Origin of the sequence: Puniceibacterium confluentis (genome assembly GCF_007923445.1) — a bacterium.
GTDB lineage: Bacteria > Pseudomonadota > Alphaproteobacteria > Rhodobacterales > Rhodobacteraceae > Puniceibacterium > Puniceibacterium confluentis.
In genome coordinates, this window is record NZ_VOJI01000001.1 from 388,455 (window position 1) to 410,190 (window position 21,736).

22 protein-coding genes are annotated in these 21,736 nt (G+C 65.2%); 13 read left to right on the top strand and 9 right to left on the bottom strand.

Annotated features, from left to right (window positions below; translation table 11 throughout):
* Positions 1 to 11: 11 nt before the first annotated feature.
* The 4 genes from groL (at position 12) to FOY53_RS01850 (ending at position 4,778) form a co-directional block, all read left to right on the top strand.
* Entirely contained in the window at positions 12 to 1,655 is a 1,644-nt protein-coding gene (groL, locus tag FOY53_RS01835) for a chaperonin GroEL (protein ID WP_146585081.1), read from the top strand.
* A 301-nt stretch (positions 1,656 to 1,956) separates the two neighbouring features.
* Entirely contained in the window at positions 1,957 to 2,808 is an 852-nt protein-coding gene (locus FOY53_RS01840; RefSeq protein ID WP_146585083.1) for a DMT family transporter, read from the top strand.
* 61 nt (positions 2,809 to 2,869) lie between these two features.
* Positions 2,870 to 3,643, top strand: coding sequence for an esterase/lipase family protein (locus tag FOY53_RS01845; protein WP_146585085.1), 774 nt, complete (start codon positions 2,870 to 2,872; stop codon positions 3,641 to 3,643).
* Entirely contained in the window at positions 3,633 to 4,778 is a 1,146-nt protein-coding gene (locus FOY53_RS01850) for an alpha-D-ribose 1-methylphosphonate 5-triphosphate diphosphatase (protein WP_146585431.1), read from the top strand. Before FOY53_RS01845 ends, FOY53_RS01850 begins: the two co-directional genes overlap by 11 nt.
* Positions 4,779 to 4,799: 21 nt before the next feature.
* Here FOY53_RS01850 and FOY53_RS01855 read toward each other — a convergent pair whose 3' ends face one another.
* The 3 genes from FOY53_RS01855 to FOY53_RS01865 form a co-directional block, all read right to left on the bottom strand.
* Positions 4,800 to 5,870, bottom strand: coding sequence for a 5-(carboxyamino)imidazole ribonucleotide synthase (locus FOY53_RS01855; protein WP_146585087.1), 1,071 nt, complete (start codon positions 5,868 to 5,870; stop codon positions 4,800 to 4,802).
* 67 nt (positions 5,871 to 5,937) lie between these two features.
* On the bottom strand, positions 5,938 to 6,450 hold the full coding sequence (purE, locus tag FOY53_RS01860) for a 5-(carboxyamino)imidazole ribonucleotide mutase (protein WP_146585089.1): 513 nt from the start codon (positions 6,448 to 6,450) through the stop codon (positions 5,938 to 5,940).
* Between the two features lie 242 nt (positions 6,451 to 6,692).
* On the bottom strand, positions 6,693 to 6,917 hold the full coding sequence (locus tag FOY53_RS01865; RefSeq protein ID WP_146585091.1) for a YdcH family protein: 225 nt from the start codon (positions 6,915 to 6,917) through the stop codon (positions 6,693 to 6,695).
* 158 nt (positions 6,918 to 7,075) lie between these two features.
* Here FOY53_RS01865 and FOY53_RS01870 point away from each other — a divergent pair, with 158 nt between their 5' ends.
* The 3 genes from FOY53_RS01870 to FOY53_RS01880 all read left to right on the top strand — a co-directional run bounded on the left by FOY53_RS01870 (position 7,076) and on the right by FOY53_RS01880 (position 8,464).
* Entirely contained in the window at positions 7,076 to 7,489 is a 414-nt protein-coding gene (locus FOY53_RS01870; protein ID WP_146585093.1) for an Hsp20 family protein, read from the top strand.
* A gap of 4 nt (positions 7,490 to 7,493) precedes the next feature.
* A complete protein-coding gene (locus FOY53_RS01875; protein ID WP_146585095.1) occupies positions 7,494 to 7,727 on the top strand; it encodes a DUF1150 family protein in 234 nt (77 codons plus the stop codon).
* A 185-nt stretch (positions 7,728 to 7,912) separates the two neighbouring features.
* On the top strand, positions 7,913 to 8,464 hold the full coding sequence (locus tag FOY53_RS01880) for a hypothetical protein (RefSeq protein WP_146585097.1): 552 nt from the start codon (positions 7,913 to 7,915) through the stop codon (positions 8,462 to 8,464).
* A gap of 136 nt (positions 8,465 to 8,600) precedes the next feature.
* Here FOY53_RS01880 and trxB read toward each other — a convergent pair whose 3' ends face one another.
* Entirely contained in the window at positions 8,601 to 9,605 is a 1,005-nt protein-coding gene (gene trxB / locus FOY53_RS01885; protein WP_146585099.1) for a thioredoxin-disulfide reductase, read from the bottom strand.
* 207 nt (positions 9,606 to 9,812) lie between these two features.
* Between trxB and FOY53_RS01890 the strand changes: the two genes are divergently transcribed.
* Positions 9,813 to 10,313, top strand: a complete 501-nt coding sequence (locus tag FOY53_RS01890) for an Lrp/AsnC family transcriptional regulator (RefSeq protein WP_146585101.1) — start codon at positions 9,813 to 9,815, stop codon at positions 10,311 to 10,313.
* A 126-nt stretch (positions 10,314 to 10,439) separates the two neighbouring features.
* On the opposite strand, the gene FOY53_RS01895 is transcribed toward FOY53_RS01890, so the two are convergent.
* Positions 10,440 to 11,312, bottom strand: a complete 873-nt coding sequence (locus FOY53_RS01895; RefSeq protein WP_246107242.1) for a Hint domain-containing protein — start codon at positions 11,310 to 11,312, stop codon at positions 10,440 to 10,442.
* Between the two features lie 224 nt (positions 11,313 to 11,536).
* On the opposite strand from FOY53_RS01895, the gene FOY53_RS23920 reads away from it, so the two are divergent.
* Positions 11,537 to 11,665, top strand: a complete 129-nt coding sequence (locus tag FOY53_RS23920; protein WP_281289539.1) for a hypothetical protein — start codon at positions 11,537 to 11,539, stop codon at positions 11,663 to 11,665.
* A 226-nt stretch (positions 11,666 to 11,891) separates the two neighbouring features.
* On the opposite strand, the gene pgeF is transcribed toward FOY53_RS23920, so the two are convergent.
* Genes pgeF through lgt form a run of 3 tightly spaced genes read right to left on the bottom strand, consistent with a single transcriptional unit; the run spans position 11,892 to position 14,588 of the window.
* Positions 11,892 to 12,644 carry a peptidoglycan editing factor PgeF gene (gene pgeF / locus FOY53_RS01900; protein ID WP_146585103.1) on the bottom strand — a complete coding sequence of 251 codons (753 nt, stop codon included), beginning with the start codon at positions 12,642 to 12,644 and terminating at the stop codon, positions 11,892 to 11,894.
* Positions 12,634 to 13,704, bottom strand: coding sequence for a class I SAM-dependent methyltransferase (locus tag FOY53_RS01905; protein WP_186766481.1), 1,071 nt, complete (start codon positions 13,702 to 13,704; stop codon positions 12,634 to 12,636). The genes pgeF and FOY53_RS01905 overlap by 11 nt, the downstream gene beginning before the upstream one ends.
* The gene (lgt, locus tag FOY53_RS01910) at positions 13,701 to 14,588 is read right to left on the bottom strand and encodes a prolipoprotein diacylglyceryl transferase (protein WP_146585108.1); all 888 of its coding nucleotides are present in this window, start codon (positions 14,586 to 14,588) and stop codon (positions 13,701 to 13,703) included. The genes FOY53_RS01905 and lgt overlap by 4 nt, the downstream gene beginning before the upstream one ends.
* Before the next feature lie 107 nt (positions 14,589 to 14,695).
* Between lgt and FOY53_RS01915 the strand changes: the two genes are divergently transcribed.
* From FOY53_RS01915 to FOY53_RS01930, 4 genes are all read left to right on the top strand, one after another.
* Positions 14,696 to 14,938, top strand: a complete 243-nt coding sequence (locus tag FOY53_RS01915; RefSeq protein WP_146585110.1) for an accessory factor UbiK family protein — start codon at positions 14,696 to 14,698, stop codon at positions 14,936 to 14,938.
* A gap of 326 nt (positions 14,939 to 15,264) precedes the next feature.
* Positions 15,265 to 16,341: an efflux RND transporter periplasmic adaptor subunit gene (locus FOY53_RS01920; RefSeq protein ID WP_146585112.1), complete on the top strand. Its 1,077-nt coding sequence runs from the start codon at positions 15,265 to 15,267 to the stop codon at positions 16,339 to 16,341.
* Positions 16,338 to 17,444, top strand: a complete 1,107-nt coding sequence (locus tag FOY53_RS01925; protein WP_146585114.1) for an efflux RND transporter periplasmic adaptor subunit — start codon at positions 16,338 to 16,340, stop codon at positions 17,442 to 17,444. Before FOY53_RS01920 ends, FOY53_RS01925 begins: the two co-directional genes overlap by 4 nt.
* Complete coding sequence (locus FOY53_RS01930) at positions 17,441 to 20,485, top strand: efflux RND transporter permease subunit (protein ID WP_146585116.1); 3,045 nt, start codon at positions 17,441 to 17,443, stop codon at positions 20,483 to 20,485. Before FOY53_RS01925 ends, FOY53_RS01930 begins: the two co-directional genes overlap by 4 nt.
* 93 nt (positions 20,486 to 20,578) lie before the next feature.
* Here FOY53_RS01930 and FOY53_RS01935 read toward each other — a convergent pair whose 3' ends face one another.
* The gene (locus tag FOY53_RS01935) at positions 20,579 to 21,694 is read right to left on the bottom strand and encodes a Do family serine endopeptidase (RefSeq protein ID WP_146585118.1); all 1,116 of its coding nucleotides are present in this window, start codon (positions 21,692 to 21,694) and stop codon (positions 20,579 to 20,581) included.
* Between the last annotated feature and the right edge of the window lie 42 nt (positions 21,695 to 21,736).

A 21,736-nucleotide genomic window follows, 5' to 3' on the forward strand; every position in this document is an offset into this window, starting at 1 on the left:
GAGAAATCCACATGTCTGCAAAAGACGTAAAGTTTTCGACCGACGCCCGTTCGCGTATGCTCAAGGGTGTGAACATCCTTGCCGACGCGGTGAAGGTTACTCTCGGTCCCAAGGGCCGCAACGTGGTTCTGGACAAGTCGTTCGGCTCGCCGCGCATCACCAAGGACGGTGTGTCTGTCGCCAAAGAGATCGAACTGGAAGACAAGTTCGAGAACATGGGCGCACAGATGGTGAAGGAAGTCGCTTCCCGCACCAATGACGAAGCGGGCGACGGTACCACCACCGCGACCGTTCTGGCCCAGGCCATCGTCAAGGAAGGCATGAAGTCGGTTGCTGCCGGCATGAACCCGATGGACCTCAAGCGCGGTATCGACCTCGCGACGTCCAAAGTGGTCGAGGCGATCAAGGCGGCTGCCCGCCCGGTGAGCGACTCTGCCGAAGTGGCCCAGGTCGGCACGATCTCTGCCAACGGCGAATCGGAAATCGGCCGTCAGATCGCGGATGCGATGCAGAAGGTCGGCAACGAGGGTGTCATCACCGTCGAAGAGAACAAAGGCCTCGAGACCGAGACCGATGTTGTCGAAGGCATGCAGTTCGACCGTGGCTACCTGAGCCCCTACTTTGTCACCAATGCTGACAAGATGCTTGCAGAGCTTGAAGACTGCATGATCCTGCTGCACGAGAAGAAGCTCTCGTCGCTGCAGCCGATGGTGCCGCTGCTCGAGTCGGTGATCCAGTCGCAGAAGCCGCTGCTGATCATCGCCGAAGACGTCGAAGGCGAAGCGCTGGCGACCCTCGTGGTCAACAAGCTGCGTGGCGGCCTCAAGATCGCTGCCGTCAAGGCACCGGGCTTTGGCGACCGTCGCAAGGCCATGCTGCAGGACATCGCGATCCTGACCGGCGGCCAGGTGATCTCGGAAGACCTCGGCATGAAGCTCGAGAATGTCACCATGGACATGCTCGGCTCGGCCAAGAAGGTCACGATCAGCAAGGACGAGACCACCGTCATTGACGGCGCGGGCGAGAAGGCCGAGATCGAGGCACGCGTTGCCCAGATCCGCAACCAGATCGAAGAGACCACGTCGGACTACGACCGTGAGAAGCTGCAGGAGCGTGTTGCGAAACTCGCCGGCGGCGTTGCTGTCATCCGCGTTGGCGGCATGACCGAAACCGAAGTGAAAGAGCGCAAGGACCGCGTCGATGACGCCCTGAACGCAACTCGCGCTGCGGTTCAGGAAGGTATCGTCGTTGGTGGCGGTGTTGCCCTGATCCAGGCCGCAAAGGTTCTGAACGGCCTCGAAGGTGCGAACAGCGACCAGAACGCCGGTATCGCCATCGTGCGCAAGGCGCTCGAAGCGCCGCTGCGTCAGATCGCCGAGAACGCTGGTGTCGACGGTTCCGTCGTCGCAGGCAAGATCCGCGAAAGCGACGACCTGAAGTTCGGCTACAACGCCCAGACCGACGAATATGGCGACATGTTCAAGTTTGGTGTCATCGACCCGGCCAAGGTTGTGCGCACCGCGCTCGAGGATGCGTCCTCGATCGCCGGTCTGCTGATCACCACCGAAGCGATGGTTGCTGACCGTCCGCAGAAGGACGGCGCAGGCGCCGGTGGCGGCATGCCCGACATGGGCGGCATGGGCGGCATGATGTAATAACGCCGCCGTCCGGAAGGACAGCGGTGGGTGGCGGAGGTCGCGTCTGCGTGCAGGCAGGATCACAGCCACATCATCAAGAGACAGGGGTCGCCTTCGGGCGGCCCCTTTTTTTGTCGGGCAGTGGCGGGTCTTGCACGCGCTGCCACTTTCCGGCACCTGCGGTAAGGGGGCGGCTGGATGCGCTGTGCAATCGTCGGGTGCAGACCGCTGACGCGCCCGCCCCGTGCACGGGCGCCCTGAACCTGCAGGAAAAGAACGGCCCTTTCCGCAGCCGAAAAAGCCGCGTATCGGTTGCGCCATGCGCCTGATCCTTGTCACCGCCTTGACCATGCTGGCTTTTGCCGCGAATTCCCTGCTCAACCGGCTTGCGCTGGTGGAGGGAGGAATCGATGCCCTGACCTTTGGCACGGTGCGTCTGCTGTCGGGGGCGATGATGTTGGCCCTGCTGGCGCTGGTGCTGCGGCGCGGGCTGCGGTTGGGCGGGCGTGGACACATCGTCGGCGTGGTGTCGTTGCTGGTGTATATCTACGGTTTTTCAAGTGCTTATACGGTGCTCGACGCCGGGATCGGGGCACTGATCCTGTTCGGCGCGGTGCAGATTACCATGTTTGCCGGCGCGCTGCTGGGAGGCGAGCAACCCTTGCCGCAACGCTCATTCGGCGCGGTGCTGGCCTTTGCCGGGCTGGTCTGGTTGCTCTGGCCCGGTGGCGCGGTCAGCGTCAGCCCGCTGCACGGCGCGCTGATGGCGGCGGCAGGGGCGGCCTGGGGGATCTATTCACTGGCCGGGCGCGGCGCGGTCGATCCGCTGGCGGCGACGGCGGCAAACTTCATCCTGGCCGCCCCCTTCGGGCTGGGGCTGACGCTGGTGACGGCGGGGGCCTCCGGGCTGACCGCGGCCGCGCCGCTGGGGCTCGGGTTGGCTGTCACATCGGGGGCGGTGACTTCGGCACTTGGCTATCTGTTGTGGTACGGCGTCCTACCACGACTGGAACGCTCGGTCGCGGCTGTGGCGCAGTTGACGGTGCCGGTGATCGCGCTGATGGGCGGGCTGGTGTTTCTGGGCGAGGTGCCGACTCTGACATTCGTGCTGGCGGCGGTGGTTGTGCTGGGCGGGGTTGCGCTGTCTGTGGTGCCGCAGCGGCGGCGATAACCTTGCGGCCGGGGCCGGTTCTGCTCTTTCTCAGGCCGCAAAAGCGGCGTATCTGACGGTGATGCGCCGTGTTCTTGTCCTGATTGCCCTGCTCAGTGCCGCTTTGGCCAGCCCTGCCCGGGCGGCGCCGGGGGATTGCGTTGTCCTGCTTCACGGCCTGGCACGCAGTGAATATTCCTTTGCGCTGATGGCGCGGGTGCTGACGGTGCGCGGCTACACCACGGTGGTGCCGGGCTATGATTCCACGTCGGCGCCGATTCAGACCCTGGTGCGTGAAACCCTGCCGCAGGCCGTGGCGCGGTGCGGCGACCGGCAGGTGCACTTTGTCACGCACTCGATGGGCGGCATCCTGCTGCGGGCCTGGCTCGGCGAAGACCGTCCCGCGCGCATGGGGCGCGTCGTGATGCTCGCCCCGCCGAACCATGGCAGCGAACTGGTGGATGCCCTGGGCGGGCTCGACCTGTTTGCCTGGCTCAACGGACCGGCGGGCCAGCAGTTGGGCACCGGACCCGAGGATCTGCCCGCCCGCCTGCCGCCGGTGGATTTCGAACTGGGGGTGGTGTCGGGCACGCGCTCGCTCAACCCACTTTTTTCCGGACTGATCCCGGGGGCCGATGACGGCAAGGTGTCGGTCGCCTCGACCGAGGTCACCGGCATGTCGGCACAGATCATCATGCCGGTCACCCACACCTTCATCATGCAGGCGCCCAGCGTGATCGCGCAGGTGCTGGTGTTTCTTGAATCCGGTCGTTTCGATCCCGAGCTCGACTGGACCTCGGTGTTTTCAGCTCAGGACATGGTCTGCGTGATCGGAATTTGTGACGATGACAACTGAGCTGACGCTGACCGGCGCCCAGGTGTTGCGCCCCGGCGGCTGGGACAGCGGCGCGCTGGCGCTTTCGGGCGGCATCATTGTCGACGGACCGGCGGGACGGGCGGTGGATCTGTCGGGATATCTGGTGCTGCCGGGAATCGTGGATGCCCACGGCGACGGGTTCGAGCGGCACATGGCGCCGCGCCGTGGCGCGCTGCGCGAAGCCGAGGCCGGAGTGATTGCCTGTGCCGCGGAACTGGCGTCCAACGGCATCACCACCGCCGTCATGGCGCAGTTCTTCAGCTGGGAAGGCGGCATGCGCAGCCCGGATTTCGCCGAGCACGTGTTTGCCTGCGTCAGTGCCGTGGCGCCGTCGGTGCCGGTGGATCTGCGCCTGCAACTGCGGCTTGAAACCCATTTGCTGGATGACTATGCCCGCGCCGAGGCCGCGGTTGCGCGCTTCGCAATTCCCTATCTGGTGTTCAACGACCACCTGCCACACGATCGCTTGTCTCAAGGTCGCCGCCCGCCGCGTCTCACCGGACAGGCACTGAAGGGCGGGCGCAATCCCGAAGACCATTTCCGCATGCTGCTTGATCTCGAGGCGCGCAGCGGCGAGGTGCCGGCGGCGGCGAGTGGTCTGGCGGCGCGCCTGGCCGCGCGCGGCGTGCGGCTGGGATCGCACGACGACCATGACGCGGAGATGCGCAGGCTCTGGCGGGCGCGCGGCGTGCTTGTGTCGGAATTCCCGGAATCGCTGTCGGCGGCGCAAGAGGCTGCCGGGGCCGGCGAGCCGGTGGTTCTCGGGGCGCCCAATGTGGTGCGCGGTGCCAGTCACAAAGGCAATGCCTCGGCACTTGAGCTGGTTGCGGCGGGCTGCGTCGATGCGCTGGCATCGGATTACCACTATCCCTCACCCGCCCGTGCCGCCTGGCGGCTCGAAGAGCTTGGGATCTGCGATGCCGCGACGGCCTGGGCTCTGGTGTCGCAGGGGCCCGCCCGGGTGCTGGGACTGACAGACCGTGGGCGGCTGGAAACCGGCCTGCGGGCGGATCTGGTGGTCCTGGACGCCGCGACCCGCCGGGTGGTCGCCACCCTTGTGGCGGGGCAGATGGCCTATTTGTCCGGCGCCGTGGCGGCACGGTTTCTGGGCTGACCAGCCGCGCCCGGCCGGACCTCAGCCCGGAAGGACGTGGTTCACATGGCCCATCTTGCGCCCGGGTTTCACTTCGGTCTTGCCATAGAGATGCAGGGCGGCATGCCGGGCGCCTGCAAGCTCGGGCAGGCGATCGAGGTCATCCCCGATCAGGTTTTCCATCCGCACATCGGAATGACGCGCACCATCCCCCAGCGGCCAGCCGGTGATGGCGCGGATGTGCTGCTCGAACTGGTCGACGGCACAGCCATTCTGTGTCCAATGCCCGGAGTTATGCACCCGCGGCGCGATCTCGTTGACCACGAGACCTTGCGGGGTCACAAACAGCTCGACCCCGAGCACACCGACATAGTCGAGCGCGTTCAGGATCTGCGCGGCGATCAGGATGGCGTCGCTGCGCTGCGCCGGGCTCAGCCGCGCGGGCACGGTTGTGGTGCGCAGAATGCCGTCGCGGTGGACGTTCTCACCCGGATCAAAGCAGGCGACCGATCCGTCAAGACCGCGCGCGGCGATGACCGACACTTCGTGGCTGAAGTCGATGAACCCTTCGAGGATCAGCGCGGTGCCGTGCAGATCGGCCCAGGCCGCAGCCGAATCGGCCGGGCTCTGGATGCGGGCCTGGCCCTTGCCGTCATAGCCAAAGCGGCGGGTCTTCAGGATCGCCGGGGTGCCGATCTCCGCCAGCGCCGCGTCCAGCGCCGTGGCATCCGGGATGTCGGCATAGGGCGCCACCTTCAGCGACAATCCCCGAAGAAACGCCTTTTCCGTCAGTCGGTCCTGGCTGATCCGCAGCGCCTCGCGCCCCGGATGGATCGGGCGCAGATCCTGCAACAGATCCAGCGCCTCGGTCGGGATGTTCTCGAATTCATAGGTGATGACGTCGACGGATTCGGCAAATCTGCGCAACGCGGTCTGATCGTCATAGGCGGCGGTGGTGACGGCATGGGCGGTGTCGCCCGCCGGGGGCAGGGCGCCGGGGTCAAAGACATGGCAGCGATAGCCCAGACGGGCGGCCGCGACCGACAACATGCGGCCCAACTGGCCGCCGCCGATGATGCCGATGGTAGAACCGGAGGGAAGGGGTTTGGTCATGTCAGCAAGATCTCATCGGCTAGCAGTTCGGGGGCTGGCGGTACGTGGACTGCCGGTACGGGGAAAATCAGCGGCTCTCGGCCGAAAGCGTGCGGTCAGGTGCGTCGGGTATCGAGGCCGAGAGTTCCGCGCGCCACTGCTCCAGCCGACCGGCGAGAGCGGGATCCCGAAGCGCAAGGATGCCCGCCGCCATCAGGCCCGCATTCGCCGCCCCGGCGGCGCCGATGGCCATGGTTGCAACTGGAAATCCGCGCGGCATCTGAAGGATCGAATACAGACTGTCGACCCCGGACAGCGCCCGGGTCTGCACCGGTACACCGATCACCGGAATGCGGGTCTTCGACGCCATCATGCCGGGCAGGTGTGCCGCCCCGCCGGCCCCGGCGATGATCACCTGCAGGCCGCGGTCCACCGCGGTCCTGCCATAGTCCCACAGCCGGTCCGGTGTGCGATGGGCCGAAACGATCCGGACCTCGTGCGCGATGTCCAGAGCCTCCAGCATATCAACAGCTTCTTTCATCGTGGGCCAGTCGGACTGGCTGCCCATGATGATTCCCACCTCGACCTGTTCCTGCGTCATTCACATCCTCCGGGACCGCGCGTGCGCACTATATGCATATGGAGGGCAAGGGCAATGCAGGGTGGCACCCGGATCGCGACACCCGTCGAACCCTGCGGTTCGCCGAACCTTTGCGCCAGACCCGCAGCCTCCGGTCGCGCGCCGCTCCGCGCTGGCGCGGGCCATGCTGTTTCTTCTCTTTTCAAATACTCGAATTCAGACGGTGGCCGTCCGGACCGGCGCCGGGTCGGCGCGCAGCGGTCTCAGGCAATGATGTCCGGCAACAGCCGGTCTTCGATCAGGGCGATCTTGTCCTTGAGATACAGTTTTTTCTTTTTCAGACGCTGCAATGTCAGCTGATCTGCCGTGCCCCGGTCCTGCAGGGCGCGGATGGCATCGTCCAGGTCCTGGTGCTCGCGGCGGAACACCTCAAGCTCGACCCGGAGGACATCGTCGGTTTTCATCGAGATTTCGCCGGGTGCGTTCATGGCAGATCTGTATCCCTTGACTGTCAGAGGCCCAGAATAGCGATTCGTGCTGCACACGCAAAGCCCTTGCGTTGCCGCGGCCCAGTTCCCATATTTGACGGGCAGGGTTGCCATAACGGGACCTTCGCAGACTGTCGCTTGTGCAAGAGGACGTGTCGATGAGCAAACTGACACTGGGGTCACATCCCCATATGCTGGGGTTCGAGCAGCTGGAGCGTCTTCTTGAACGCACGGCCAAGACCGGCAACGAAGGCTATCCGCCTTTCAACATCGAACAGACGGCAACCGATGCCTACCGCATCACACTCGCTGTCGCCGGCTTTTCCGAGGCTGACCTGTCGATCACGGTCGAGGACCGGCAGTTGGTGATCCGCGGACGCAGCCGCGACGAAATCGCCGAACGTGTGTTTCTGCATCGCGGCATCGCGGCGCGACAGTTCCAGCGCTCGTTCGTGCTTGCTGACGGCGTCGAGGTCGGAGAGGCGGTTATCGAGAATGGCTTGCTGCATGTCGATCTCACCCTATCTCGTCCCGAGACGGTGGTGCAGACGATACAGATCAGAAAGGGGTAAGGCGATGAATACGAGTTATAATTTCGACGGCCTGAACGAAGAGCGTCTGGTCTATGTGCGGCCCGTACTGATCTCTGACCTGCCCGCAGAGGTGCAGGAGCAGGTCGAGGACGATGCGCTTGAAATCCTCTATGCCGTGCATCGCGCCGACGGTGAGCGGCTGGCGCTGGTGGCCAATCGTGGCCTGGCGTTTTCGCTGGCGATCCAGAATGATCTGGCCCCCGTCACCGTGCACTGACGCCGGCTTTGATTACGGATTCCAGGGCCCCCGGTTCCGCCGGGGGCCTTTTGCATGCCGCAGAGCGGCGCCGTGGTCCGGCCACAGGGTCGTGATCCGGTGTGACCGGTGATCGGCCGGTCCCGTGTTATTCTGCCGCGGGCGATCAAGGCATGACTCCTTGGTCATCAACGGGGAGATTTATCATGAAGAAAGGTATCTGTGCGACACTTGCGGCCGCAATGCTGGCGGCGGGTCCGGGGCTGGCGCAGGACGCGGTCTTTGGTTCGGAGCCGGACGTGGCTTATGCGGCCCTGCTCTGGAACGCGATGCAGGACAGGGGGCTGGTCGGGGACGGGGCGATCATGGCCTTTCCCTATGCGGGCACCGACCCGCACGGCATGATGCTCGAGACATTCTACCTGACCGCTGAAATCGAGGATCATCTGGGGGCGCTTGTGGTCAAGCGCAACTACGGTCCGGCAGGAGTCACGGTGGACGAGGTCCTTGGCGATCCGGCGGGGCACCTGGGCGCGGTCACGGTGATGTTCCAGCGCGAACCGGGCTATGACGATGATACCGGCAACTGGTTTTATGCAAAGTATCTGCCGGACGGGACTCTGGACCGCAGCCCCAACGACATGGCGCTGGCCGGACTGGTCGGCAAGGGCGCGGATGCGGGCTGTATTGCCTGCCATCAGGGGGCGGGGCCGGATTACCTGTTCACCACCGATGCCAAACTGCCCGGGATGCAGTAGCGACGGCCAGACAGCTGCCCTGGCAACGGCCCTGATGCGGGGCCGTTGCCAACGGTGTTATCGGCTTGGAAACCGGCCCCGGTGACCTTGGTGCCGACCCTGCGTCGGCCTGCCGCCCGGACGCTCTGCGTGCCGGTCAGTTCAGCGCGTCGACCGGTGCGCCGTACCCCAGTGGCAGGGTTTCATCCTTGCCCGCGTCCAGATCCTGCTCGGCCAGCCAGCGTTCGGCTTCCAGTGCGGCCATGCACCCCATGCCAGCCGAAGTCACGGCCTGGCGGTATTTGTGGTCGGTGAGGTCACCGGCGGCAAAGATGCCCGGAACCGACGTCGCGGTGCTGTCCGGTTTGGTCACGACATAGCCACCCATGTGGGTTTCGAGCCTGTCCTTGACCAGTTCGTTTGCCGGTGCGTGGCCAATGGCGACAAACACCCCCTTGGCGGCAATCTCGGTGATCTCGCCGGTCTTCACGTTGCGGGCGCGCACGCCTTCCACGCCCAGGGGCGATTCCGTGCCGACCACCTCGGCCAATTCGTGGAACCACAGGGTTTCGATCTTGGGATTCTTCAACAGCCGGTTCTGCAGGATCTTTTCGGCGCGCAGTTCGTCCCGGCGGTGGATCAGCGTGACTTTGGACGCAAAGTTGGTGAGGAACAATGCCTCTTCCACCGCGGTGTTGCCGCCGCCGATCACCACGATTTCCTGACCGCGGTAGAAAAAGCCGTCACAGGTCGCGCAGGCCGAGACGCCAAAGCCCTTGAACTTTTCTTCCGACGGCAGGCCCAGCCATTTCGCCCGGGCGCCGGTGGCAAGGATCACCGCGTCCGCGGTGTAGACCGTGCCGCTGTCGGATTGCGCCACAAAGGGGCGGCTGTCCATGTCGAGCGAGGTGATGATGTCACCGATGATTTCGGTCCCCATGGCGCGGGCGTGGGACTCCATCCGAATCATCAGGTCCGGGCCCTGCACTTCGGTGTCGCCCGGCCAGTTCTCGACTTCGGTGGTGGTGGTCAGCTGTCCGCCCGGCTCGATCCCCTGCACCAGAATGGGCGAGAGCATGGCACGGCTGGCATAGACACCTGCAGTATAGCCGGCCGGGCCCGATCCGATGATCAGAACCTTGGTATGGCGTGTATCGGACATCAATTGGCCCCTTCGCGAATGGTTGCGTATCCTGTTCAGTCTTTGCATATACGCGCAGGGCGGAGTGGGCGCAAACCCGGGACACGACCCCGTGAGTATCCGGGACCGGATGCTTTCGGCGGTTAAGAACCTTGCGCAATTGTGAAATATAATTGCGCGGGCCCGGGGTTGTGTGATAACAAACGAAAAAAGGCAAGGGGTATGGGCATGCCGGCACACAGGCTTGATCCGATTGACCGCAAGATTCTGTCCGAACTGCAGGCCGACGGCCGCATGACCAACGTGGAGCTCGCCAAGAGAGTGGGCATATCCGCGCCGCCCTGTCTGCGCCGGGTGCGGACCCTCGAAGAGCAGGGATTCATCCGTGGCTATCATGCCGATGTCGACCCCCGCGAGCTGGGGTTCGAAGTGCAGGTTTTTGCGATGGTGGGCCTGCAAAGTCAGGCCGAAAGCGATCTTTCCGCGTTCGAGAACCGGTGCCGGGCCTGGCCGCTGGTGCGCGAATGCCACATGCTGAACGGCGAGGTGGATTTCATCCTGAAGTGTGTCGCCCCGGATCTGAGCACATTCCAGTCATTTCTGACCGGCCAGCTGCTGACCGCGCCGAATGTCGGCAGCGTCAAGACGTCTCTGGTGATCCGCGGCGCCAAGGATGAGCCCGGAGTGCCGTTCGACGTTCTGGAGGAACGGCTGAGCCGGACCGCGTGACCGCCTGAGCGTCGCGTCAAGCAGCGTCAAGTTGCCGGGCAGGGCGGTCCCGGGCGAACCGGAACCCGACGGTCCGGGGGATCGACTGCCCGAATCATTGCGACGGATTCCCTGCCACCGGTGGCCCTAGCGCAGAGTCAGGCTGTCGATCACGTCGCGGGTGGTGCGTGGCATTGCCAGATCGCCAAAATCCTCGACAGTTTCGATGTTCGGGAACAGCGACTGGAACAGCTGCCGCGTGTTGAAGCCCATTTTCGCGCCGATGCCTTTGCCGGGGTGATAGCTCTCCATTTCGACGCTGCCGACGCGCATCGTGCTGTGGCGGGGCAGCATGAGATGGTACATCTGCACCGCGCCTCCGGGGCTCACATCAAAGATCCGGTCGCCGTCGGCGTAGTCGCGCACCGGGGCCAGTACCGCCTCGAGCCCGATCAGCGTCTTGAACTTTTCGCGCCGCACAACCATGCGCGCGGCCGGACCCACCAGCAGATCGCTTTGCGGGCAGGCCATGCCAAAGGCGTCGCCGGTGACGCGGGTCAGGCTGGTCAGGCTGGTCGCATCGTCAACGGTACCGGGGACATAGGTTGTGGACCCGATCCACATCACCGGCTGCGGTCCCAGCGGGGTCTCGACGTAGTCTCCGGGCAGCAGATCCTCGATCGCGACCGGGCCGCGCACGGTCTGGATCAGGGTGCCGCGGGCAAACGCGCAGGTGGCATCCTCGAACAGCGGAATGGCTGGCGCGACGTGGGTCGCCATGGTGACGGTGAGATCGGGCAGCAACGCGGCGGCCTCGTATTTGCGCATGAGAGAAAGATTGCGCCGAGGCCGCACGTCAGTGCGAGCAAACCGGTCCTTCTGGACCGGAAGAGAAACGGATTCGCGTACGCTCAGGGCGTCGTGCTGGAGGCTGGCCATGTGATCCACCTTAGGGTTGGTCACATCCGTGTTGGCCCCCACCAACAACGACAGAAGGACTGTTGCGTCTTCGTTGGACACGTTTTGGACGCAATGAGACGGGTCTGTCAAAATTCGAAACGGACTGGAGACCGTCTGGTCACCAATCCGTTCAGCGGCGTGAGATTGTTGTCGCTTCGGCGACCGGACTGCCACAATTGGCCGAATCACGGTGATCCAATAACCAGGGCGGTCCGGTGGCCGGAGGGGGTCAGGCGCGATTGCGCCGCAACTGGGGTCGGGGGGCGGCCCGGCGACGGGCACACATGGCGGCGCGCGGCGCGCCGCGTTCCCACGGTAAAGCGGTGTTGCCGAGTGTGGTGCTGGTCCGGATGACGGATGCGATAAAGCGGCGTTTCAACGGCATGGCGGTGTTCCTCATTCTCGTGCTCTGACTCTGGCAGCGCGTCCGGAGTGCGGGGCCGCCTTGAGGTCAGGATCACGCAGGAATGGGGCAGGTTTGGGACAATTCCGGGTTATTCCTCGGATTTCACATGGACCGAGAACAATCGGGGCAAGACCCGTGGCACGCCCGCCATCTTCTGTGACCAACACGTCATGCGCAACACTCCGCCCCGGACGGCGGGATTGTCGCGCGGACCTGCGGCCGACAACCGGCGTTCAGAGCCGGATGACAGAGATCAGGCGGCCGTAGTCGGCTTGCTGGTCATGCGTGGTGCGGCGGTAAGAGTAGAACCGGTCCGGGTCGGAATAGGTGCAATGCCGCGTCCATTCCGCCGCGACCCCGGCAAGGCGCAGCCGGTGCAACCCGAAACCGGGCAGATCGAAATGCAGCCGGTCTCCGGTGCCATTGGCAAAGAACCGGGCGTTCTGCGGATCTTCGGACAGGAATGTGTCGAAGAATTCGGGCCCGACTTCATAGGCGCGCTGGCTGATGGACGGGCCGATCACCGCCGCGATCCGGTCACGCTCGGCGCCCAGAGACTCCATCGCGTCGATGGTCCTCTCGAGCACCCCGTCCAGCGCCCCGCGCCAGCCCGCATGAGCAGCACCGATGACGCCGTTATGCGCATCCGCGAACAGCACGGGCTGGCAGTCGGCGGTCAGCACCCCCAGCGCGATGCCGGTGGTTCTGGTCACCATGGCGTCGGCCCGGGGTCTGTCCTCGCTCGGTTGGCTGATCTCGACAACATCCGCCGAATGGACCTGGTGCACGCCGACCAGATGGCTGGTCGCCACATCCATCGCTTCGGCGACGCGGGTGCGGTTGATGGCCACGATTTCGGTCTGGTCTGACGACCCGGTGCCGCAGTTCAGCCCGGCAAAGACGCCGGACGACGCGCCGCCTCTGCGGGTGAAAAAGCCGTGGCGCAGCGGGGCCAGACTGTCTGCGGTGATGATTTCAAGTGTCATTCAAAAATCCGGGGGGTGTCGGTGCACTGTGGGGGAAGAGGCCAAGCATCTTGAACAACGTCCCCATTTCATCGGGGTGGGTCAACCGGCGATGTGCCGCGACATGGCTGTTGAGCGCCTCTCCACCCAACTTTGTGGCCAGAGCCTGCGCCCGCGCCGTGATTCCCAGCCGTTCCAGCAGTTCGCCCTGAGGCGCCATCCGGGTGTGCGCGCAGGGGGCGGCACGGGCCAGTGCCTCGAAATCCACGTGGGCGGTCAGGTCGGCGAGACCGGGGGCCGCAAGTGGGTCGGCGGTGGCGTGCCCCTGCACCGCCTGAAACGTGTCCCCGAGACTGCGCCAATCGCCGTAATCCGCAACAAGCGCCAGTCCGCCGTGTGACGCGATGCGGGCGCCGAGGGCCGCCGCAATCGTTGCGGCCGGGGCGCAGGTTTCGACCAGATCGCCATCCCGGGTGTCGGCCAGTCGATGCGCGAGCGCTGAATCCGGCAGGGCGTCGGTCTGGCCAAAGGCCAGTGCGCCGTCCCGCAGGCCGACGACCCGTTCGCGCCAGCCCCGACCGTCGCGCAGAAACTGGCGCACCGGCAGGGCATCGAAAAACTCGTTGGCAACCAGAAATAGCGGTGCGTCTTCCGGCAGAGCTTCGACACTGTCGTGCCAGACGGGATCAAACGCGCCCAGAGCCGCGGCCTGCCGGGCGCGCAGGACGGGGGACACCTCGACCAGATGCAGCCGCGCGGCGCTGTGAAATCCGGGAACCCCTGCGGTGGCGCGCAGGATATCGGCCATCAGCGTGCCACGACCCGGACCCAGTTCCGCCAGTGTGATCAGGCCGGGCGCGCCCTGATCCAGCCAGGACTGCGCCAGCGCCAGGCCGATCATCTCGCCGAACATCTGGCTGATTTCCGGGGCGGTGGTAAAATCCCCGGCCGCGCCAAGCGGCTCGCGGGTGGTGTAATAGCCGTGCTCCGGGTGCAGCAGGCAGGCGGTCATGTACTGAGCGATGGTCAGCGGCCCCTGCGCGGCGATCTGCGCCACAAGGATGTCGCGCAGGGCTGTCACCGGGCGCGCCGCGCCCGTATGATCAGCACCACACCCAGCAGGATCATCGGCAGCGACAGGATCTGCCCCATCGTCAGGCCTTGGCCGCCCAGTTGCCATGCCAGTCCCAGCGGATTGCCGGGGGTCACGAACTGCGCATCCGGCTGGCGCACAAATTCGACGCTGAATCGTGCAAGGCCATAGCCCAGCCCGAAAACGCCGGTGAGCAGGCCCGGGCGTCGCAACGCCTCGCTGCGGAACGCCAGCCACAGCAACACCGCGCCCAGCAACAGCCCTTCCAGCGCCGCCTCGTACAACTGCGAGGGGTGGCGGGCACAGAGTTGCCCGACGGCCTGGCCGCAGGCCTGTGCGGCATCGCCGGGAAAGATCACGCCCCAGGGCAGCGTGGTCGGTCGGCCCCAGAGTTCGGCATTCACAAAATTCGCCATCCGACCCAGCAACAGCCCCGGTGGCGTCGCCAGCGCCATCAGGTCGGCCGTGGACAGCAGCGGCAGAGCGTTGCGCAGGCAATAGACCAGTGCTGCCAGAGTGACCCCGATCATGCCGCCGTGGAACGACATGCCGCCCTGCCAGATTTTCAGGATCTGCAACGGATTGCTGAGGTAATAGCCGGGCTCGTAGAACAGCGCGAATCCGAGGCGGCCGCCCAGAATCACCCCGAGGATGATCCAGGTCAGAAAATCCTCGACCCGTGCCGGAGCCATTGGTGGCGTGGACTCAGGCCAGAGCGTGCTGCGCCTGACAGCGACAACCGCCAGCCGCCAGGCAATCAGAATACCTGCAATATAGGCCAGCGCATACCAGCGCAGGGCAAAGTCCATCCCGAACAGCGAGATCGAAAACAGTTCGGGCGATAGGGGCGGGAAGGGGATACCGGTGCTCATTTGCAGCTAATTGCCTCTGGCGGTGCTGGGAAGTCAACCAGCTGGCGGACTTGTGACCAGTGTGACACAGGCCCATATAGACAACAGATGTAACGGCGGAGAGTCCCATGCAGACACGCAACAAGGTTTTTGACGATATCTCGCAACTGATGACCAACGCCATGGGCGTGGCGCAGGGCGCGCGGGAAGAGGCGCAGACAGCGATGAAATCGATGCTGGACCGGTGGTTGGCAGACCGTGATTTTGTCACCCGCGAGGAATTCGACGCCGTCCGCGCAATGGCGCAGAAGGCACGCGAAGAGAACATGGCCCTGAAGGCCCGTCTCGACGCGATGGACGCTAACAAATAACGATCGCACGGTCCGCGGGAGGTGATCCTTCCGCGGACCGATCTTTTCCCGCCAGAACAACCGCACCAGTTGAAACTTGCGCGCGAAGGCGTCGGGACCGTGCTTCCGACGTATGCAATCGGCTGCACGGGTCCCGGCGGCTGGTGTTCCGCCGGTCGTCCTCGGTATCGGCCGGGCAGGGTGGGCGGCTCCGACCCGTGACGTCGTGTCATTCCGGTATGTCCTGCGACACTTCTCTTGATCCCCCGGCGGGATTCCGCTAGCAGGTGAACCGTTCGGTTCAGTTGGCTGCGGCCTCCTGCGTCACCTCAAAAGGGAGTGCTGCCATGCGAAAGACCTCAACCGCAGGCCGCAGTCTCTGTCTTGCCATCCTTCTGGGCGCGGCGCAGACCCCGGCATGGGGCGAAGCGCCGCTGGCCGTGACGGTGATCCGGGCGGAAAGCGCAGGCACAGTCCGGGTGCTGTCCCTGACCGGAGAGTTGATGGCGCCGGAAACGCTCAGCGCGTCCTTTCCGACCGGTGGCCGCATTGCCGAAATGATGGTGGATGACGGTGACCGGGTGGCTGCGGGTGACACGCTGGCCCGGATCGACCGGGTTCAGCAGGAACAGGCGCTGCGCAGCGCCGAGGCGCAGCTCGCGGCCACCAGCGCCGAGTTTGCCACCGCCCGTGACGACGACACCCGGCAGGCCGAACTGTTCCAGCGCGGCGCGACCACGCGCGCGGCGCGGGATGCCGCCGCCGACCGCCTTGCCGCTGCCGTGGCGCGGCGGGCCCAGGCCGAGGCCGCGCTGGAACAGGCGCGCGACGCGCTGGCCGACACTGTCCTGCTGGCGCCGCAGAATGCCACCGTGATCCGGCGGCTGGCCGAACCGGGGCAGGTGGTTGGCGCGGCGCAGCCGGTCTTCGAACTGGCGCAGGGGCAGGGTTATGAGGCTGTGTTCGACGTGCCGGAATCCGTGCTCACCGACGAGGCCGCCCCGAATCCGGTGATCACGCTTTCTCCCGTGGATCGCCCCGAAATCACGGTGACCGGGCAGGTCTCGGAAATCTCGCCGATAGTGGATCCGGCCAGCGGCACGGTTGCGGTCAAGGTGGCGCTGGACGCGGATCTGCCCGGGCTGAGCTATGGCGACGCAGTGCGGGGCCGCACCGGTCTCGGCGAAGGCGAACATATCTCGCTGCCGTGGTCGGCGATTTCGGCGACCAAGGATGGACCGGCCGTCTGGGTGGTCGATCCCGATACCAGCACTGTCAGCCTGCGTCAGATCTCGATCCGGCGTTACACCAGCGGTGAAATCCTGCTGAATGACGGGGTGGCCTCGGGCGAGACCGTGGTGCGGCAGGGCACGCAGCTGCTGTATCCCGGGCGGGTTGTCCGCATCGTGGAGGAAACGAAATGAACCCTGTGGCGATTGCGATGACGCTGGTGCTGGCCGCACTGACTCCGGCCTTTGCCGATGAACCCGGCGACACGGTCGCGGCAGGCCAGCGGCCCCGCCCGGTGGTGTCAGAGCGCGTCGCGCCGCAGTCCGGGCTGGCCTCGAGCTGGGTGGGCAGCGTTGCCGCCTCCTCCGACCTTGATCTGGGGTTCCTGCGGCTGGGGACGCTGGCGGAACGGACCGTGGACACCGGTGACATTGTCAGGAAAGGCGACGTGCTGGCGCGGCTGGATGCATCCGACCTCGAGGCCGAATTGCGATCGGCCGAAGCGGGCGTCACCATTGCCAAAGCCGGTCTTCAGACGGCACAGGATGCCTTTGAACGCGCCGAGCAACTGGCCAGCCGTGGCGTTGGCAGTGAGATGGCCATGCAGTCCGCCCGCAACGACCTGGCTGCGGCAGAAGCGGCGATGGAGCAGGCCCGCGCCGCCGAGGCCCGCGCCCGCGACGCCCGCGACCATGCCGATCTCAGCGCGCCGATGGCGGGGGTGATCACGTCTGTCAGCGCCGAACCCGGTGCCATCCTGTCGGCGGGCGAAGCGGTGATGCGCCTGTCGTCAACCGACAAGCTGGAAGTGATCATTGCCCTCAGCGAAGAGGACGCGGCGGGGATGGTGGCCGAGGCGGTGTTCGACGTGCGACTGCTGTCCAATCCCGAGGTCACGACGCAGGCGACCCTGACCCGCATCGACCCGCTGTCGGCCCGCGCGACCCGGACCCGGGCGGCGCATCTGACGCTGGCGAGCGACGCCAACGCGGGGTTCCGGCTGGGCGCGCTGGTCAATGTGACGCTGCAATCAGGGCGCGGCGCGCTCACCACTCTGCCGGTCACCGCGCTGATCGACGGGGCCGAACCGCCTGCCGTCTGGCGGGTCGACGGCGACAGCCGTCAGGTCAGCCGCGTGACAGTCGTGACCGGGCCGCGGGCCGGCGGGCGTGTGGTGATTCTGCAGGGGGTCGCGGACGGCGACGAAATTGTCATTCGCGGCGTGAATTCCATTGAGGACGGCCAGACCGTCGGACCGCGCATCGCCGCGCGGCAGCTGCCGGGGGCCAACCAATGAACCGATTCAACCTGTCCGACTGGGCGCTCAAGCACCGGTCGTTCGTCTGGTTCCTGATGATCGTCAGCCTGCTGGCCGGGGCGCTGTCCTATGTCAGCATCGGCCGCGAGGAAGACCCGAACTTTGCGATCAAGACGATGATCATTTCGGCCAGCCTGCCCGGTGCGTCGGTCGAAGAGACGCTGCACCAGGTCACCGACCGGATCGAGAAGAAGCTCGAGGATCTGGACGAACTGAACAAGACCCGGTCGATCACCCGCCCCGGCGTCTCGATTGTCTATGTCGATCTGCTGGATACCACCAAGGCCGGGGATCTGCCGCGTCTGTGGCAACTGATCCGCAACATGATGGCCGACATCCGCGGCGATTTTCCCGCGGAATTTGCCGGCTTCCAGTTCAACGACAATTTCGGAGATGTCTACGGCAACATCTATGCCTTCACTTCCGACGGCTACTCTCCGCGCGAGGTGCGCGATTATGTCGAACAGGCGCGCCGCGCCGTGCAGGGGCTGGACGATGCCGGCAAGGTCGAGATTTTCGGCACCCGCGATCAGGTGGTCTACCTTGAATACTCGACCGACCGGCTGGCGGCGCTGGGCGTCAGCCAGGCCGATGTGAGCGCGACCCTTGCTGCACAGAACGCCATCCTGCCGTCGGGCGAGATCGACGCCGGGCCGGAAAGGGTGCTGGTGCGCATCGGCGGTGGCTTTGACACAGTGCAAAGCCTGTCAGATGTGAACCTGCGGGTCGGCGACGAATTCTTCCGCCTCACCGACGTCGCCACCGTGACCCTGGGCTACGAGGATCCGCCGGCCGAACTGTTCCGCTATAACGGGCGCGAGGCGGTCGGTCTGTCCATCGGGATGCGTTCTGGAGCCAACATCGTGACGTTCGGCGAACATCTGTCGGGGGTCATGCAGCAGGTCGAACAGGCCTTGCCGCTGGGGATCGGCGTGCATCATGTCGCGGATCAGCCCGAAGTGGTGGACGAGGCCGTCGGCCACTTTGTCCAGGCGCTGATCGAAGCGGTGCTGATCGTTCTGGCCGTGAGCTTTGTCAGTCTTGGCGTGCGCGCCGGGCTGGTCGTGACCCTGACCATTCCGCTGGTGCTGGCGATCACCTTTGTGGTGATGAACTATGCAGGCTTCACCCTGCAACGGATTTCGCTCGGCGCGCTGATCATCGCCCTGGGTCTTCTGGTCGACGACGCAATGATCGCCATCGAGACGATGATCTCGCGTCTGGAGATGGGGGAATCGCTGCCCAAGGCGGCCTCGTTTGCCTGGACCTCCATCGCGTTTCCGATGTTGTCGGGCACTTTGGTCACCGTGGCCGGCTTCATTCCCATCGGGCTGAACAACTCGGCTGCGGGCGAATTCACCTTTTCGCTGTTTGTGGTGATTGCCGTTGCGCTGATCGTGTCCTGGGTGGTGGCGGTGCTGTTCGCCCCCTTGATCGGGGTGACGCTGCTCAAGGAAAACATCGCCCATGCCCATGCCGAGCCGGGGCGCATCCGGCGGATGTTCCACGCCGTGCTGCGGGGCGCGATGCGGTTCCGCTGGCTGACCATCGCGGCAACGCTGGTGGTGTTCGGCGCGTCGGTCTGGGCGATGCAGTTTGTCGAGAACCAGTTTTTCCCGTCGTCGGACCGCCCGGAAATCGTGGTGGATCTGACCCTGCAGCAGAATGTGTCGATCGCGGAAACCCGCGCCACGATGGACCGTTTCGAACAGGCGCTGACGGATGATGAGGATGTGAAGTTCTGGACCTCCTACGTCGGTCGGGGGGCGCCGCGGTTCCTGCTGTCGTTCGATGTGCCGACGCCGGGACCGAACACCGGCCAGATCGTGATCCAGACAACCGGAATCGAAGGCCGCAACCGGCTGCGGCAAAAGTTGACGACCTTTGCCGCAGAATCGTTTCCGGGTGTAGATATCTTCGTCAAGCTGCTGGAAATCGGACCGCCCGTGGGCCGGCCGGTGCAATACCGCGTCACCGGGCCGGATCTGGACGTGTTGCGCGATACCGCCCGGAACATGGCCGCACTGGTGGCAACCGACGCCCGAACCGACAACATCGTGCTGGACTGGAACGAACCGTCGCGGGTTGTACGGGTCGACATCGTGCAGGATCGGGTGCGGTTGCTGGGGCTGACCTCGCGTGACATCGCGTCGGCGCTGAACGGCATTTATGACGGGACCTCGGTGACGGAACTGCGCGACGGCACCTATCTGATAGACCTGATCGCGCGCGGTTCTCGGGACATGCGGTCCTCGATCGAAGGGCTGACCAACCTGCAACTGGGCGGACCCGGTGGCGTGCCGGTGCCGCTCTCGTCGATCGCGGTGTTTGGCTACGACACCGAACAGCCGGTGATCCGCCAGGAAAACCGCCGCCCGACAATCACCATCAAGGCGGCGATAACCACCGCCGACCAGCCTGCCACCATCGTCAATGCGCTGGCGGCCCAGGTGGCCGAATTCAACGCCCAATTGCCCCTCGGCTACAGCGTCGAGGTCGGCGGAACGGTCGAATCCAGTGCGGATTCCCAGGCGCCGATTGCCGCCGTGGTGCCGCTGATGATGCTGATCATGGCGTTTCTGGTGATGGCGCAGATGCAGAGCTTCCGCCGGGCGCTGGTGGTGTTTGCAGCGGCGCCGCTGGGGCTGATCGGAGTGGTGGCGGCGCTGTTGCCCTCGGGCGCGCCGCTGGGGTTTGTGGCCATTCTGGGGGTGCTGGCGCTGATCGGCATCCTGATCCGCAATTCGATCATTCTGGTCCACGAAATCGAAGTGCAGATCTCGGTTCACGGCCTGTCGGCCTGGGACGCGGTGTTCACCGCCTCGGACAGCCGGGCCCGGCCGATCCTGCTGACGGCGGCCGCGGCAAGCCTTGCGCTGATTCCGATCTCGCGACAGATCTTCTGGGGGCCGATGGCGTATGCGATGATGGGCGGGATCATTGCCGGCACGGTGGTGACGCTGGTGTTTGTGCCCGCACTGTACCTGGCGGTCTACCGGGTGAGGCGGCCTGTGTCCTGAACACGCCCCGACGTGTCGCGGCCGCCGGATCATACCAACCCGTTCTCGGGCGGGGTCCGTCGGCACAGGGGGGCTGTGCCGACGGAATTTGCCTCAGGCGTCCTGCTTGGCCAGCGTGCCGACGGTGACGTCCAGCGTCTTTTCCGCACCCTTGTGCAGGATCGTGACCGGCGCGGTGGCTTCGGGGTCTGTCGCGGCCACGGCGCGGGTCAGGTCGCGCACTTCGGTGATCTCGGCACCGTTGAAGCTCAGGATGATGTCACCCTTGACCAGACCGGCCCTGGCGGCCGGGCTGTCCGGACTCACCATTTCGATCACGGCACCTTTCGGACGATCATAACCCAGCACCTGCGCGATTTCCTCGGGCATCGGTTTGATCTGCACACCCAGCCAGCCCCGGGTGATGCTGCCGTCGTCCGACAGATCCGCGACGATGGTCTGGATCAGATCCGATGGCACGGCAAAGCCGATGCCGACAGACCCGCCGTCAGGTGAAAAGATCGCCGTGTTCATGCCGATCACGGCACCTTCGTTGTTGAACAGCGGCCCGCCCGAGTTGCCCCGGTTGATCGCAGCATCGGTCTGGATGAAATCGTCATACGGACCCGAGTTGATGTCGCGCGAAGTTGCCGAGACGATGCCCGCGGTCACGGTGCCGCCGAGACCGAAGGGGTTGCCGACGGCGACAACTTCGTCGCCCGGGCGCATCGAGCTTGAATCGCCGAAGGTGATGAACGGCAGTTTCTCGTCCGACGTCACCTGGATCAGTGCCACATCGGTCAAGGGGTCGCTGCCCAGGACCTTGGCCATCAGGGTGCGGCCATCGGCGAGGGTCACTTTCACCGTATCGGCGCCGTCAACCACATGGTTGTTGGTGACGATCTTGCCGTCTTCGGAAATGATAAAGCCGGATCCCAGACCCTGACGCGGCATCTGTTCGCTGCCCTGGGGCATCATCTTTTCGAACTGGCGGCGCAGCTCTTCCGGCATGCCTTCGGGAAACTGGGGCCGGGCATCCGCGGGGCCTGCCTTGGCCGTGACTTCGATAAAGACCACTGCAGGCGAGACGGCTTCGACCAGATCTCCGTAACCGCCGGCCGGAACGGCCAGCGCCGGAGTTGCGACCGTCATGGAGACGCCCGAGGCGGCGAGGGCGGCAACCAGGGCGGCGGAGCCTGCAAGGCGGCGGTGAAGGGGAGTGGATGTCATCGTTGAACGCTCCGTTGCTGTTGAATGCGATGAGCCCAATAT